This window comes from Ruegeria sp. BG5, from assembly GCF_056538425.1.
The window spans coordinates 2,110,341-2,124,972 of record NZ_JBQFTC010000001.1 but is presented as its reverse complement, the minus strand read 5'-3'; the positions used below and the strand labels follow the sequence as shown (position 1 = coordinate 2,124,972).

Annotated in this window: 15 protein-coding genes, 1 tRNA gene, 1 pseudogene and 1 riboswitch; of the genes and pseudogenes, 9 read left to right on the top strand and 8 right to left on the bottom strand. The window is 60.9% G+C overall.

Translation table 11 applies throughout. From position 1 onward, the window contains the following. Positions 1–3: 3 nt before the first annotated feature. Together cobW and ACR0KX_RS10135 are read right to left on the bottom strand one after the other, a co-directional pair. A complete protein-coding gene (gene cobW, locus ACR0KX_RS10140; protein ID WP_170735229.1) occupies positions 4–1,059 on the bottom strand; it encodes a cobalamin biosynthesis protein CobW in 1,056 nt (351 codons plus the stop codon). After that, positions 1,056–1,436 carry a DUF1636 domain-containing protein gene (locus ACR0KX_RS10135; protein WP_170735228.1) on the bottom strand — a complete coding sequence of 127 codons (381 nt, stop codon included), beginning with the start codon at positions 1,434–1,436 and terminating at the stop codon, positions 1,056–1,058. The genes cobW and ACR0KX_RS10135 overlap by 4 nt, the downstream gene beginning before the upstream one ends. Positions 1,437–1,529: 93 nt before the next feature. Next, a riboswitch (cobalamin riboswitch) is annotated at positions 1,530–1,749 on the bottom strand. Positions 1,750–1,852: 103 nt separating this feature from the next. On the opposite strand from ACR0KX_RS10135, the gene ACR0KX_RS10130 reads away from it, so the two are divergent. After that, positions 1,853–2,845: an NAD(P)-dependent oxidoreductase gene (locus ACR0KX_RS10130; RefSeq protein ID WP_480708378.1), complete on the top strand. Its 993-nt coding sequence runs from the start codon at positions 1,853–1,855 to the stop codon at positions 2,843–2,845. 50 nt (positions 2,846–2,895) lie between these two features. Here ACR0KX_RS10130 and ACR0KX_RS10125 read toward each other — a convergent pair. Further along, positions 2,896–2,969: transfer RNA gene (locus ACR0KX_RS10125), tRNA-Cys, on the bottom strand. Between the two features lie 228 nt (positions 2,970–3,197). On the opposite strand from ACR0KX_RS10125, the gene ACR0KX_RS10120 reads away from it, so the two are divergent. From ACR0KX_RS10120 to ACR0KX_RS10110, 3 genes are all read left to right on the top strand, one after another. Next, positions 3,198–3,851, top strand: coding sequence for a protein-L-isoaspartate O-methyltransferase family protein (locus ACR0KX_RS10120; protein WP_170449561.1), 654 nt, complete (start codon positions 3,198–3,200; stop codon positions 3,849–3,851). Positions 3,852–3,946: 95 nt separating this feature from the next. After that, the gene (locus ACR0KX_RS10115; RefSeq protein WP_170449564.1) at positions 3,947–5,365 is read left to right on the top strand and encodes a TolC family outer membrane protein; all 1,419 of its coding nucleotides are present in this window, start codon (positions 3,947–3,949) and stop codon (positions 5,363–5,365) included. A 74-nt stretch (positions 5,366–5,439) separates the two neighbouring features. Beyond that, positions 5,440–6,216, top strand: a complete 777-nt coding sequence (locus tag ACR0KX_RS10110; RefSeq protein ID WP_170622053.1) for a hypothetical protein — start codon at positions 5,440–5,442, stop codon at positions 6,214–6,216. Positions 6,217–6,220: 4 nt separating this feature from the next. On the opposite strand, the gene ACR0KX_RS10105 is transcribed toward ACR0KX_RS10110, so the two are convergent. Further along, positions 6,221–7,678, bottom strand: coding sequence for a cobyric acid synthase (locus tag ACR0KX_RS10105; RefSeq protein WP_170622052.1), 1,458 nt, complete (start codon positions 7,676–7,678; stop codon positions 6,221–6,223). 61 nt (positions 7,679–7,739) lie between these two features. Between ACR0KX_RS10105 and ACR0KX_RS10100 the strand changes: the two genes are divergently transcribed. Then, positions 7,740–8,309: a cobalamin biosynthesis protein CobQ gene (locus tag ACR0KX_RS10100; protein WP_170449573.1), complete on the top strand. Its 570-nt coding sequence runs from the start codon at positions 7,740–7,742 to the stop codon at positions 8,307–8,309. A gap of 66 nt (positions 8,310–8,375) precedes the next feature. On the opposite strand, the gene ACR0KX_RS10095 is transcribed toward ACR0KX_RS10100, so the two are convergent. Then, a complete protein-coding gene (locus ACR0KX_RS10095; RefSeq protein ID WP_037310273.1) occupies positions 8,376–8,696 on the bottom strand; it encodes a DUF6280 family protein in 321 nt (106 codons plus the stop codon). Positions 8,697–8,914: 218 nt separating this feature from the next. Here ACR0KX_RS10095 and efp point away from each other — a divergent pair, with 218 nt between their 5' ends. Further along, positions 8,915–9,478 (top strand): elongation factor P, encoded by a 564-nt coding sequence (gene efp, locus ACR0KX_RS10090; protein ID WP_170449576.1) that lies wholly within the window; start codon positions 8,915–8,917, stop codon positions 9,476–9,478. 52 nt (positions 9,479–9,530) lie between these two features. Here efp and ACR0KX_RS10085 read toward each other — a convergent pair whose 3' ends face one another. Further along, positions 9,531–10,472, bottom strand: coding sequence for an ABC transporter transmembrane domain-containing protein (locus ACR0KX_RS10085; protein ID WP_170449579.1), 942 nt, complete (start codon positions 10,470–10,472; stop codon positions 9,531–9,533). A gap of 111 nt (positions 10,473–10,583) precedes the next feature. Continuing rightward, positions 10,584–11,321, bottom strand: a complete 738-nt coding sequence (gene ygfZ / locus ACR0KX_RS10080; protein ID WP_170452989.1) for a CAF17-like 4Fe-4S cluster assembly/insertion protein YgfZ — start codon at positions 11,319–11,321, stop codon at positions 10,584–10,586. A gap of 73 nt (positions 11,322–11,394) precedes the next feature. On the opposite strand from ygfZ, the gene ACR0KX_RS10075 reads away from it, so the two are divergent. After that, a complete protein-coding gene (locus ACR0KX_RS10075; protein WP_170622051.1) occupies positions 11,395–12,069 on the top strand; it encodes a TIGR04283 family arsenosugar biosynthesis glycosyltransferase in 675 nt (224 codons plus the stop codon). A gap of 7 nt (positions 12,070–12,076) precedes the next feature. Here the strand turns inward: ACR0KX_RS10075 and ACR0KX_RS10070 are convergent. Continuing rightward, positions 12,077–12,823, bottom strand: a pseudogene (locus ACR0KX_RS10070) (hypothetical protein); the annotation flags it as partial. Between the two features lie 104 nt (positions 12,824–12,927). Between ACR0KX_RS10070 and ACR0KX_RS10065 the strand changes: the two are divergent. Both ACR0KX_RS10065 and ACR0KX_RS10060 read left to right on the top strand, forming a co-directional pair. Then, complete coding sequence (locus ACR0KX_RS10065; protein WP_170622050.1) at positions 12,928–13,698, top strand: alpha/beta fold hydrolase; 771 nt, start codon at positions 12,928–12,930, stop codon at positions 13,696–13,698. Between the two features lie 91 nt (positions 13,699–13,789). Continuing rightward, a complete protein-coding gene (locus tag ACR0KX_RS10060) occupies positions 13,790–14,629 on the top strand; it encodes an EamA family transporter (protein ID WP_480708377.1) in 840 nt (279 codons plus the stop codon). Positions 14,630–14,632: the final 3 nt, after the last annotated feature.

Sequence of the window (14,632 nt, the reverse complement as noted above, 5' to 3'; positions counted from 1 at the left end):
GGTTTACTCGGCAGCCTCGGTCACACCCACGAGGATATCGCGGATCGCGGCCTCTTTGATGTCGTCATGCTCGGCAATCACGACCAGACGTGAGCGACGGTCCTCGCCGGGCTCCCAGGGGCGGTCATATTGGTGCCGGACGCGGGCACCGACGGCCTGCACCAGCAGACGCATGGGTTTGCCCTGAACGGCGGCATAGCCCTTGACGCGCAGGATGTTCAGCTCATTCGCCAGACGTTCGATCTTGGCGACCAGATCGGCGGGTTCGGTCTGTTCCGGCAGTTCGACGATGATGCTTTCGAAATCGTCATGCTCGTGGTCGTGGTGGCCGTCGTGATGCGACGGTCGAGCGTCCATGTCATCCTCGGCGGCGGCCTCAAGGCCCAGCACGACGCGCACGTCCACGGCACCTTCGGCCACTTCAACCACGGGCAGAGGGCGCGGGGCTTCGGCCGCGATGATTTCTTTGGCTTTCGCCACACCTTCGGGACCGGCCAGATCGGGTTTGGTCAGCAGGATGATGTCGGCGCAGGAGATCTGGTCCTCGAACACCTCCGACAAAGGTGTTTCGTGGTCGATCGAGTCATCGGCCAAGCGCTGGGCATCCACCGCCTCGACATTCGGGGCGAAGCGACCGGCGGCGACAGCCTCGGCATCTGCCAAGGCGATCACGCCGTCCACGGTGATCTTCGACCGGATATCGGGCCAGTCGAACGCCTTCAGCAGCGGTTTCGGCAGGGCGAGGCCTGAAGTTTCGATCAGGATATGATCCGGGCGCGGCTCCAGCGCCATCAGCGCCTCGATGGTGGGGATGAAGTCATCGGCCACGGTGCAGCAGATGCAGCCATTGGCCAGTTCCATGATGTTTTCCGCCGGGCAATCCGGGATCGCGCAGGATTTCAGGATGTCGCCATCAACGCCCACATCGCCGAACTCGTTGACCACCACGGCCAGACGTTTGCCTTGCGGGTTCTGCATCAGATGCTTGACCAGCGTCGTTTTGCCCGAGCCCAGAAAGCCGGTGATGACGGTGACGGGGAGTTTTTCGAGGTTGCTCATTTCAGGGCTCCAATCGGGGGAATGCGCGAGGCGCAGTTTTTGCGAAAATGTTCGGGGCGCTCGCGCCATTTGACCAAGCCGTCCTCGGTGGCCAGATACTTGGTCGCTCCGTCGACGATGACGTCAACGTGATCGGTTTCGTTGAGGTTCTCATAGACAAAGGTCCAGCGATCCGGCCCGCCACGCAGCACGATGGAACAGCCCTGATCGCAATTCGACAGGCATTCGACGGCTTTCAGTGTGACGCCCTCGGGCAGGTCCGCCTGTTCCAGCGCTTTGTGCAGCAATGTGCCGGGGCGCTGGTCATCATCCTCGATGGGCAGACCACGGCGGCACGTGGTGCAAACCAGCAGCTCGACCGGCGCAGTCTCGGTCATGTCTCTCATCCCCCCAAATCCTCTTCGCGGGGGACGGGGTTTCATGCGGGCCACGCGATGCACATGGACCCGACACCGGAACACCCCGCCCGGTTTCAACTTCGGGTGCTGGCAGGTCTCCCGGCTTGCGGATGTCAGAGGCCCGGTTCGTCTGGCTCCTCTGTCGGATGTCCCGCCTTCCCGGCCTGGCAGGCCAGTGGCATTGGGCACCCTCTCCGGTCACGGTCGCGGGGGCGGCTGCGTTTGGCGGATAAACCGTTGACGCATTCCCTTTTCATCGGCTGTCGCCGACACCAACGACAGGGACATGCGGCACGTGCGGGCAGGTTGTCAAGCGCGATGCGACCACCATCGCGTGGCTAGGATGAAAAGCGACCTGCCAGCGTCGCTGGGCGGCATGACGCGGTGCCCGCGACATGGTCGCATACCGGAAAACACGCAGGGAGACGCGAATAATGAAAGTTGGGTTCATCGGACTTGGAAATGTGGGCGGAAAACTCTCGGGCTCATTGCTGCGCAACGGGATCGACCTGACGGTCCATGACCTCAATGCAGACCTGGTGGCAGAATTCGTCGAAAAGGGCGCAAAGGCCGCCGAAAGCCCGGCCCAGCTGATGCACGATTGCGACGCGGTGATCACCTGCCTGCCATCGCCTGCCGCCTCGGACGCGGTGATGCAGGAGATGTTGCCCGAGGTCGGCCCCGGCAAAATTTGGATGGAAATGTCCACCACCGACGAGGCCGAGGCCAAGCGGCTGGGTGCCATGGTCATCGAACGGGGCGGGGCGGCGGTTGATTGCCCCGTTTCCGGCGGATGCCACCGGGCGGCAACCGGCAATATCTCGATCTTCGCGGGTTGCGACCGGGATACTTTTGAGCGAATCCTGCCCTTCCTGACAACGATGGGCCGTCGGGTGTTGCATACCGGCGATCTCGGCTCGGCCTCGGTTCTGAAAGTTCTGACCAACTATCTGGCCACCGCCAACCTGATCACCTGCGCCGAAGCGCTGGTGACCGCCAAAGCCGCCGGGATGGACCTGAACACGACCTATGAGGCGATCAAGATCTCGTCTGGCACCTCATTTGTGCATGAGACCGAAAGCCAGGTCATCCTGAACGGCTCGCGCGATATTTCCTTTACCATGGACCTTGTCAAAAAGGATATCGGCCTGTTTCAGGACGTCGCCGACCGCGCGGGTGTCCCGCTTGAGATCAACCCGATCATGATCAAGATCTTCGAGGACGGCATCGCACGCTACGGCGAACGCGAACTGTCGCCCAACATCATCAAACGCCTGGAAGACGCCACCGGCCTCGACATCCGCGCGCCCGGCTTTCCACCTGAAATGCAGGACGATGAACCTGAAGAACCGGGTTATGAGGTTATCCCGGCGGGGCGCGATTCCTAAGAGGGGCGCGCTTTCGTCTTTGCGTCGCGAGGTGAAGGTATTGAAGGAAGTGGAGGCGAGTACCGGAATCGAACCGGTGTACACGGATTTGCAATCCGCTGCGTCACCACTCCGCCAACTCGCCTTTTCAAGTAAAATCAAATACTTGCCGTGGTGTGACAGGCGTTTTAGCAGCTTTCTTATGGGGCGTCCAGAGGATTGCGTGTAATTTTGGCGCCTGAGGCGGGAAATGCTGATCTGGGCCGGATCACAAACCTGTCGCACGGGCCGGGCTGTGGCAACAGGGCCGTTGCCGGTTGCTGCGGGATGTGGCAAAAGCCAAAAAAACGTGGGAATTCAGACGAGAGATCAAATGACAGATTTCGCAACCCGACGCCGCACTATGGTCGATACGCAGATTCGGCCCTCTGATGTCACGAAATTCCCGATCATCGATGCCATGCTGACCGTCCCGCGTGAAAATTTTGTGCCGGATGCGCAGCGCGAGGCCGCCTATGTTGAAGGCATAATCGATCTGGGGGACGGGCGCAGCATGCTGGAGCCTCGGACTCTGGCCAAGATGCTGGACGCTGTGAATATTTGCAAAGATGAGGCGGTTCTGGATATCGCGCCGGGGCTGGGGTATTCCACCGCCGTTGCCGCGCGCATGGCTGAACTGGTGGTTGCTGTTGAAAGCGATGAGGCGCTGGCCGCAGAAGCGCAGGATGCCCTGACCGAGGCGGATGCAGACAATGCCGTGGTGCATGTGGGCCCGCTGGAGCAAGGGGCCGAGGAACACGGGCCTTACGACGTGATCATGATACAGGGCGGCGTGCAGCAGGTGCCGGACGCTCTGCTGGGTCAGTTGAAAGACAACGGGCGCATCGCCTGTCTGTTTGTGCAGGATGGTCTGGGCGTCGTTCGGATCGGGCGCAAGGCTGGTGACCGGGTCAGCTGGCGCGACGCTTTCAACGCCAGTGCGCCGACACTGGACAGTTTTTCAGTCGAGTGTGCATTTTCGCTATAGTCGGGCGGTGGTTTTTTCTGCCACCTTGATTAGTTGAAAACGGCAACGCAAACTTCCCGCAGGGCAGTGTAATTTTGATTTGAGAGGATTTGGTGATGCGTGGAACGGCAACTGGTAAGCTGGTCAGGGCCTTGGCGGTGACCGCTGGTCTTGCCCTTAGCGTTATGCCTGTACGCCTGGCATGGGCGGACAACCTGACCGATGCCTTTATCGGGGCGTATAACACCAGCGGTCTTCTTGAACAGAACCGCGCGCTGTTGCGTGCCGCTGATGAAGATGTTGCCATTGCGGTGTCCGCGCTGCGTCCGATCATCAACTGGACAGTGCGCGTTTCGCAGGATTACACGCGGACAACGACTAGCGGTATAGTGGTCCGGAACGAGCCTTCGACATTCTTTACCGGCCTCACGCTGGCCCAGTTGATCTATGATGGCGGGTTCTCGATTCTCGGTAAGCAATCCGCGCAGGAAATCGTGTTGTCCACGCGCCAAAGCCTGATCGATGTCGAGCAGGCCATTCTGTTCCGCGCAGCAAACGCTTATCTCAACGTCGTTCTGCAGGAAGAAACCGTGCAGATTCAGGTGAATGACGTCGATGTGTCGGCCGAGGAACTTCGGGCCTCGCGGGACCGTTTCGAAGTGGGTGAAGTCACGCGCACGGACGTCGCCCTGTCCGAGGCACAGCTGGCCAGTTCCCAGGCCGATCTGGCAGTTGCACGCGGTAACCTGAGCACGGCGCAGGCGGAATATGTAAATGCCGTCGGCAAACTACCGGGGGCGACCGCTGGTCAGCCCAGCCTTCCGTCACTGCCCCGGTCCGAGTCAGAGGCGATTTCGTTCGCGCGCCGCAACCATCCGGCCATTCTTGCGGCCCAGCACGAAGTGCGTGCGCTTGATTTGCAGGTGCAGCAGCAGCGGGCGAATCTGGGGCCGAATGTCACGCTGAATGCAGATGCGGGCATTACGGAAAGCTATGATAATGACGATGACACCGAAAATGCGAGTGTCTCGCTGAACTTCAACCAGCCGATCTATGCCGGCGGACGTCTGGCGGCATCGGTGCGCCGGGCGATGGCCACCCGCGATGCGTCGCGCGCGAACCTTCTGAACGTGCAAAAGGACATCACGCAGGGCGTGTCCGAAGCCTATGCAAACTTTCAGGCCGCCTCGGCCAGCCTGCGGGCATCGACCGAGCAGGTACGCGCCTCGCAGGTCGCCTTTGACGGGATTCGCGAAGAGGCAACCCTGGGCGCACGGACCACGCTGGACGTTCTGAACGCGCAGCAGGATTTGCTGGATGCGCAGCTGAACGAGGTCGCCTCGCGCACAGAGCGTTCGCGCGCTGCCTATCAGCTGTTGCAGGCTCAGGGCCTGTTGACGGCGGAACGTCTGGGTCTGGCGGTGCAGATCTATGACCCGACGCTGTATTATAATCTGGTCAAGAAAGCCCCTGCACAGGTCAGCAAACAGAGCAAAGACCTGGATCGCGTCCTCAAAGCGTTGCGTCGGGACTGACGGGCAATACTATCTGTTGTTCGCTCTGACAGGATTGGCTACACTCGGGCCTGAGGAAAGAGCGGTAGAGCAAAATGACGGACAATGTCGTAAAAGCCGGGATCGAAGACGTTTTGTCTTCGGTCAAACGTCTGGTCAGCGAAGAGGGGCGCAAAGCCCCGTCCTCGGGCGCGCGCAAGCCCGGGCGTCTGGTGCTGACCGAGGCGTTGCGAATCTCAAAACCCGCTCAGGTTGAACAGCCCCCGCTGAAGCTGGAACCGAAATACAGCGCCGAGGAGTCGGCGAAACCAATGCTGCTGCGCGCCTGTGACATCGTGAAGGCCGATGCGGCGGCCAATAGCGATGCGCCGCGTCAGGAAGAGGCCAGGCCAGAGCCTGAGGCCACCGAAGACCCCGCAACCAGCCTGAGCGCGAAGATCGAAGCGCTGGAAGCTGCAATCGCACGGACCGAAGATCAGTGGGAACCCGATGGCGACAGTGACGATGCCTATTCAGGGACGCCGACTCAGGGCCTCGCCTGGACCACGGATTCAGGGTTCGAAGAGCCCGAGCCAGAGGATGTGCCTGCAGAGCAGGCAACAGACGGTGAGGACGCAGCTGCAGCGGCCGAGCCCGAGCAGGAAGAACCGCAACCGGCCACCTTCATTCGTTCGCCCGAAGTCATGCCTGTGGCCGAAGACGCTGTGCCCGCGCGCGACGTGGCCATCGACGAAGACGCGCTGCGTGACATGATTGCCGAGGTTGTCCGGCAAGAGCTTCAGGGCGTGCTGGGCGAGCGGATCACCCGCAACGTGCGCAAGATGGTCCGGCGCGAGATTCACCGGGCGCTGGCAGCGCAGGAGCTGGAGTAACAGCTCAGCCCCGCTGCGGCGGCTCCGCAAGGTCCAGCAGTAAATCCAGGTTCATGTTCTGCTCTAGATGATCGGCCAGATCATCCAGCGTTTGCTCGACACCATCCTCATAGGCGGTTTCCGATTTCACACCCAGTTTTGCCAGAAACTGCGCCCGAAACGCGTCGGACGAAAATATGCCGTGCAGATAGCTGCCCAGAATGCGCCCATTGGCGCTGGCTGCGCCTTCGGGGCGGCCCTCAACCTCCAGCCAGGCCCGCGTACAATCCGGGCCTTCCGTTTCACCCATATGAATCTCATACCCGCTGACAGGTTCGCGGTTGGGCAGGGCGCAGGCTTCGGTCAGCGTGACATGCTTTTTACCGGCCATGACAGTGTCCACATCCAGCAGGCCCAGCCCTTCAACCTTGCCCGGCCGACCGTCCACCCCGTCGGGGTCCGAGATTGTTCTGCCCAGCATCTGATAGCCGCCGCACAGGCCAAGAACATGCCCGCCGCGGCGTACATGGGCGAGAAGGTCAATATCCCAGCCTTGCGCCCGGAAATAGGTCAGATCGCCAATGGTGGATTTGCTGCCCGGCAGCAGCACAAGGTCGGCATCGCCGGGCAGGGGGCGGCCTGCGGGGATGATCTCGACGCTCACACCGGGTTCGGCGGAAAGAGGGTCCAGATCGTCGAAATTGGCCATGCGCTCAAGCTGAGGCACAACGACCTTGCACGCCCCGCCGGTGTGTGAGCGGATGTCCATCATATCCTCGGCGGGCAGCTTCCACGCATCGTGAAACCACGGCACCACGCCCAGACAGGGCCAGCCCGTGCGTGCGGCTATATCGTCGCGGCCCTCATCAAACAGCGACACATCGCCCTTGAACCGATTCACGGCAAAGCCCTTGATCATGTCAAGATCGCCGGGGTCCAGCACGGCCTGCGTTCCAACGATCTGCGCGATCACACCGCCCCGATGAATGTCTCCGACCAGCACCACCGGCACACCGGCTGCGCGGGCAAAGCCCATATTGGCAATGTCGCCTTTGCGCAGGTTGGTTTCCGCCGGGCTGCCCGCGCCTTCGATCAGCACCAGATCGGCGTCGCTGCACAGCCTGTTGAAACTCTCCAAAGCCGCGCCAAGCAGTTTGGATTTGTCCTTGCGGTAATCCCCGGCCTTCATCGTGCCTGCGCGCTGGCCCTGAACGATGATCTGGGCACCGGTGTCGGTTTCAGGTTTTAACAGGATCGGGTTCATATCGGTATGCGTCGGACGGTTCGCAGCCCACGCTTGCAGGGCCTGAGCGCGCCCGATTTCGCCCCCGTTTTCGGTCACGGCGGCATTGTTTGACATGTTCTGAGGTTTGAACGGGGCCACCCGCAACCCGCGTCGCGTATAAGCGCGCGCCAGTCCGGCTACCAATACCGATTTTCCGACATTGCTGCCGGTGCCCTGAATCATTATGGCGCGAACCATGGTCGTCTCCTATACCTTGTCGCGCAGATGACCTGATTTAAGGCCAAAGGGAAAGCCCCGGATGAACACGCCAGCGCATCTTTTGATCGGTGCTGCCGCCTTTGCGCGGCCCGCACGGGGACGCATCCTGTGGGCGGCGGTGCTGGGATCACTGCTGCCGGATCTGTCCTTGTATCTGATGGCGGGGACGTCGCTGTATATCCTCGGCATCCCGCCACAGGTCGTGTTTGACGAACTTTACTTCTCGCCCGCCTGGCAAACGGTCTTTGCCATCGACAACTCATTCATTCTGTGGGGGTTGGCTTTGGCGTTGGGGATGTGGCGGGACTGGTCGTTTCTGACGGTGGCCGCTTCCGCAGGACTGCTGCATCTGGTGATGGATTTTTTCCTGCACGCGGGCGACGGGCGGCCTCAGTTCTGGCCGATCAGCGATTGGGTCTTTCACAGCCCGGTCAGCTATTGGGACAGCACCCATCATGCGCTGTGGGTGGCCCCTGTATCCGCCATGATCTGCCTGTTGGCCTATGTCGCCTTATGGCAGCGCGGCCTGTCCATCACGGCAAAGCTGTTCTTTGCCCTGCTGCTGATGGCCGAGGTCTGGGTGCTGCGGCAGTGGCTGCTGTTTTTCTGACCCCGCAACAGAAAAGCGCGCCCCTGTTGACGGAGCGCGCTTTTTCAAAGGGAAGTCGCCCAGTGTCTAGGCAGCTTCGGCCTGCTGAGCGGCATTGCGACGCTCGCTTTCTTCACGCGACAGCGCGACCGAGGTCCGCACGCCACGGCCAACGAACTCCATCAGTCCGCTGACAACCCGCTCATTCGGGTCGATACCGGCGCAGGACAGCACCTCGCGCCCATCGCGCGAGCGTGCCCAGCGGGCGATCTGTTCGGGGCCATTGCCGTATTTCTTGTCATCGGCGATAGCGTCATCAAGTGCAGCCAACACAACGGCCGCGAAAAGTTTGCGTGCACGATTGCCTTGCTCGTTGTTAAAGGCAGTGCCGTCAACGAAATCTCTCATCTCGTCTTCCTTGTTGTTCTTGCTCTTGCATTTTCGGCGTGACGGTCCTTATGACCTATTAGGTGCGATTCGGATACACCTAAAATGCATAGTTGCGTTGCGTCATGTGCATGGCTTGCTGCAAGTGCAGCACTAGGTCTCGTTGTCTTGTCAGGGTTGGTCCTGCCAGATATAGGGACCGCAACTGACGCATCAACCGTTTGTGAAGGATTTATGTCATGCCCAAGATAAATGGGAACGAAATTCGCCCCGGCAACGTGCTTGAGCATAACGACGGGCTGTGGGCGGCTGTGAAAGTGGATCACGTAAAGCCCGGTAAAGGCGGCGCTTTTGCCCAGGTCGAGCTGCGCAACCTGCGCAACGGATCGAAGCTGAACGAACGGTTCCGCTCGGCGGACAAGGTCGAACGTGTGCGCCTGGAACAGAAGGATCAGCAGTTCCTTTATGAGTCCGACGGGATGCTGGTGTTCATGGATGCCGAGACCTATGAGCAGATCGAACTGCCCGCTGACCTGCTGGGCGAACGCCGCCCGTTTCTGCAGGACGGCATGACCATCGTGGTCGAATTCTACGAAAGCGAAGCGCTGAACGCGACGCTGCCCCAGAAAGTGACCTGCAAGATCGTCGAGACCGAGCCAGTGGTCAAAGGTCAGACGGCTGCGAACTCGTTCAAACCGGCGATTCTGGACAATGGCGTCAAGGTCATGGTGCCGCCCTTCATCGGGCAGGATGAGATGATCATCGTGAACACCGAATCCATGGAATATTCCGAACGCGCGTAACGCTGCGTTACCGGATCGAAAAGACCGCGCAGGCACCCGCCCGCGCGGACTTTTATTTTCTGTGCATCTTCCGATAGCGGGTCGGATCCGGGCCGAAAAGCTCTAGCATCAGTTCGTATTTGATGCGGTTGGCGCTGACCTGCCGGTAGAAGGCGATCAGAAAGGCCGTCGGCCCCTGGATGCGTCCCAGCCCGCTGACGGCGGCAACCACGGTGCCCACATCGGTTCTGCCTTGCAGGACCAGCCAGCCGCCCAGCATCAAAACCCCGACCGTGCCCGCGCCGTTGATGACGCTCAGCAGGAACTTGGCGGACAGTTTCCATAGGAACATCCTCCGCCGGGTTTCGTAGATATCGTCGAACATCGCATCGATGTCTTTTTCGACGGCCTCAAGGTCTTCGACCGTCAGGCTGTCGGTGGCACTGCGCAGAATTTGTACGCGCCGGGCGACGAAGACGTTCACTTTGCGCTGGGACAGGAGGACAATGATGATCTGCGGCACGATCATCGAAAACGCAATCATCCCAAGCCCCGGCTGGGTGGACGAGATATAGCCGATCACGCTGATCAATGTGCCGATCTGCACCACAGGGTCCGAGAACGCGCCACCTGCGAATTTGCCCAACTCTTCAGCCTCGGCAGAGATGGCCGTGCTCATCGCGCCCTTGCGGACCGTTTCACCGGATTCGTTCAAATCGGTCGAGCGCCAAAGCAGCCGTTGCCGGATCATGCGAATGAGGTCTTCGCCCAGAGTGCCCGCGCGGTAGCCCAGAACCCATTTCAGCCCGAGGCTCAGCAGGATGACACCCATCATGCCCAGACCCAGCAGGATCAAGCGCTCGGTTCCTACATCGTCCGAGGTCAGGTGGTTGATGATGTCGCGCTGAAACTCAAGGGGTACGGCGGCCAGCGCCGCAACGGCCAAGGACAGCACGATCAAGATGATCTGCCGACCGGCACTGGCGCGCCAAATCGCAAGGTAAAGCTGTAGCATGCGGGCATCCGGGTGGTTCCGTTGCCCGTACTGTGACAGTGGGGAGGACTACGTCAAACCGGCAGGGTGTGCATAGCAACCCAAGCGTAACGGATCGGCAACAGCGTCGGATCAATCCGCTAGAGTGACAATAGCGTCTGCAGCTTGCATCGGCCCGCTTGCGCGGTCAAAGCGCAGATAGGCAATGGCGTGGTCGCCGGATCGCGTGAACAGGATGCCCACCGGTTTGCCATTGGCAGTGATCTCGGTCCCGGCGGACGCATCGCCGGTGATCCGGACGCGGCGCAGCCCTTTGCGCAGTTCGGTTTTGTGCTTCATGCGGGCGGTGACTTCCTGACCGACATAACAGCCCTTTTTGAAATCCACGCCGTTCAGACCCTCGAACCCGGATTCCAGAATGTAGCTGTCCGGTGTCAGTTCCACCCCGCTTTCGGGGATGCAGTGGCGCACGCGGATCGCGTCCCAATCGGTACCGTCATCGCCTTCGGGAATGTCAGAGTATGCGCGCCAGCCCATATCGGCATGGCGCGGATCGGGCAGGGCGCCGTCCGGTGCAGGCCCGGTACCGCGTTGCAGGTTCAGGCCAGACGGTTCGATTGTCACATCCGCCCGCAGCTTGTACATGCCCAGTCGCTTGGCCAGCCCATCCGCCATGTCCTCGGCCACGTCCAGCAGCACAGCATCGCCGTCACGCTTCAGGAAGAAGTCAGCCAGATATTTGCCCTGAGGCGTCAGCAGCGCCGCATAAACCAGCCCCGTGTCCAATCCGCCGATATCGTTGGTGATGAGGTCCTGCAAAAAGCTCTCGGTGTCCGAGCCGGTCAGGCGCAGGATGCGGCGATTGGGCATGGCAGGGTCCTCGTCATTTGCCTTGGCCTCGTGATATAGGAAGTTCCGCTGCCAAGACCAGAGGTTATCCGCCGTGCCCGCCCCGATCAGCATCGTGATCCCCACGCTGAACACTGAAACCGCGTTGCCCGCCTGCCTTCAGGCTCTAATGGAGGGGCTGCACGCCGGTCTGATCCGCGAACTGATCATCAGCGATGGCGGATCAACCGACCAGACCTTGAACATAGCCGAGGAAGCCGGGGCCGAGGTTGTCGAAGGACCCGCCTCGCGCGGGGGGCAGCTCAGGCGAGGATGCGCGCTGACAAAAGGTGACTGGGTGTTGGTTTTGCATGCCGATACTGTGTTGGAACCGGGATGGGCAAAACCCGTGGCAGATCATTTGGCGTCCAAAACCCCGGCGGCGTTTCGGCTGGCGTTTCGGGCCAAGGGGATCGCTCCGCGATGGGTCGCCGGTTGGGCCAATCTGCGCAGCCGTCTGTTCAGTTTGCCCTATGGCGATCAGGGTCTGCTTGTCCCGCGCGATCTTTATATCCGCGCGGGGGAATACAAAGATCAGCAGTTGATGGAGGATGTCGCCCTTGCCCGTGCCTTGCCGCGGATCACGTTGCTTGACCCGCGGGCCGTTACAAGTGCGGAACGCTATGAGCGGGCTGGCTGGCTGCGGCGGGGTGCTCGGAATCTGTGGACTCTGACACGGTATCTTCTTGGGGCCGATCCGGAACAGCTGGCTCAGTCGTATCGGCGATAAGGGTTGTCCGCAGCTCGACAATGGATTTCCCCAATCGGAAAGGTGCTGCGAAACTGACCAGACACAAGGCGACGATCTGCAAGACCAGAATATGCGCGTTGGCCTGCAGATATTCCCATTCGTCTTTCAGCTTGCTGACCTGCTGGATCAGGTCGTCATAGCTTTGGGCCAGGATCAGATAGTCTCCGGCAATCGCGGGCACCTTGCGGCGCATGTTGTCGATGGCGGTTTGTGTTTCGTCATCCATCGAGGTGAAGACCAGAAACTGGTCGATATCGAACGCATCGGCCTTGGCGGCCATCTGCTCCATCTCGTCCTTGTCGTCCCGGCCGAACAGGAAATGCAGCCCTTGCAGCGGGGCGACCTCGTTCGTGACTTCGATGAACAGGGGCAGATCTGCGTTGCTGGCGGTTGAGGCCGACAGAAACTCGACCTTCTCGCACAGAACGCCTGTATCCGGGTCATAGGCCGGATCGCAGAACCGCAACCGGAACCGCGCAGCGTCGCGGTCAAAGGCTGATGAGGCCGCAAATGCCACATCAATCTGTCGGTCCAGCCGAGAGCTGTCGGCCGTGTAAAGCCCCGCCAGAACCGCCACCAAAGCCCCGATGCCGCCCAATACGACCCAGACCAGATCAGCCAGTTTCCAAGCCCGGTGCCCTGCTGGCTTGCGGAACAGAAAGCCTGTTCCGACCGATCCGATCAGAAAGAACAGGATGAGCAGTGGCAACTGGTTTTCGGTCACAAATGTCATAGGGCTGAGTTTAAGTGGTCCGCCCCCTCACGCAACAGCGATCACGCGCAGTTGTTTCGTTTTACAGGATGCTCATACTGGACGCGCTGAGGTGGGAGATTTTCATGACCAAACACATCGTTCTGATCCACGGCGCGTTTGCAGGCCCATGGTGTATGGAAGATTACGCAGGTTTCTTCCGTGATCGCGGCTGGACCGTCCACGCCCCGGCGCTGCGCTATCACGGCGGTGACCCGAAGGCTGAACCGGATCCGGGCCTGATCGATACCAGCGTCACGGATTATGCCAATGACATTGCCGAGTTCGTTCAGGGATTGGACAGCAAACCCGTCCTTCTGGGCCACGCGATTGCGGGCGTCGTGGCGCAGCAGGTGGCCGCGCGCGGCTTGGCCAGTGCGATTGTCCTGATCAACCCAAACGCCGCCTGGGGAACGCTGCCCGAAACCGACGACGAACGCGCCGTCCCGCGCGCGTTGATGGAGGGCGGGGCGTTCTGGAAACAGCCCATGCGGGTCGAGTTCGACCTGATGGCCCCCTTCGCGCTCAACAAGATGCCCGAGTCTCAGCAGCACGAGGTGTTCGACCAACTTGGCCCCGAAAGCGGGCGGGTGATGTTCGAGATGTTCTTCTGGATGTTCGATGACCACCACGCCATGAAGGTCGATATCGACAAGGTCGACTGCCCCGTGCTGATTGTTTCCGGCACCGAGGATCGGGCCGTGAACCCCAACACCTGCCGGGCGCTTTCGAAACTGTATGGGGATCGCGCGACCTTCCTGCCGGTCGAAAACCACGCGCATTTCCTGTTTATGGAGCCGGGGTGGGAGGGACCAGCCGCCCAAATCGCTGATTGGCTGCAGGAAAAGCTGGATTAAGCCACACATCCCGTATTGAGATCGCTCAAACGCTGTGCAACCTGCGTAATTGACCCAATCAGGACCAATACTCAGCGCGGAAGGCACAAGCGTGACCCTGTTTGTCATCCTCATCATTCTCACGGCGGCCCTGCTGCACGCGGTCTGGAACGCCATTGTCAAAACCGCCGCCGACCGGACGACAACGCTGGGCCTTGTGGCGTTTGGGCACGTCATCCCGGCCTCGGTGATGATCCTGCTGCTGCCGCTGCCCAGCGCTGAGAGCTTCATCTACATCGCCCTCTCGACCGTCGTGCATTTCGGCTATTATTTCATGCTGGGCAAAGCCTACCAACACGGCGATCTCAGCGTCGTCTACCCCATCGCGCGCGGCATCGTGCCCGCGCTGGTCTCGCTTTGGGCCATGCTGCTCGTGGGCGAGGTTCTGCCCCTGCAAGCCTGGGCCGGGATCGCCCTGATCGCGCTGGGCATCCAGCTCAGCAGTTGGAGCGCCCTGCGATCCGGCGTCGGGCGCAGCGCGCTGGGCTTTGCGCTGGGCACGGGGTTCTGCATCTCGATCTATTCGGTGGTCGACGGAATCGGCGTGCGGCTGTCGGGCAATACGCTCAGCTATTGGGCCTGGGGCGCGTTCCTGCACCTGTTCATCGCAGGGTTCGTGGGGGCGCGAAAGCGGGACACTCTGGCGGCACTGCCCGCCAAGGTCTGGATGATCGGCATCCTTGGCGGGCTGGTGTCGATGACCGCCTATGGTCTGGTGCTTTACGCCAAGAACTTTGCCCCGCTGGGCGCGGTCTCGGCCCTGCGCGAAACATCCGTCATCTTCGCCGCCCTGATCGGGTTCATCTTCCTGCACGAGGGCAACTGGATCCGCCGCCTCGGCGCAGCCGTCCTGATGGCGGGCGGCGTCGCCCTGATCGGACTGGCGGTCTGACAG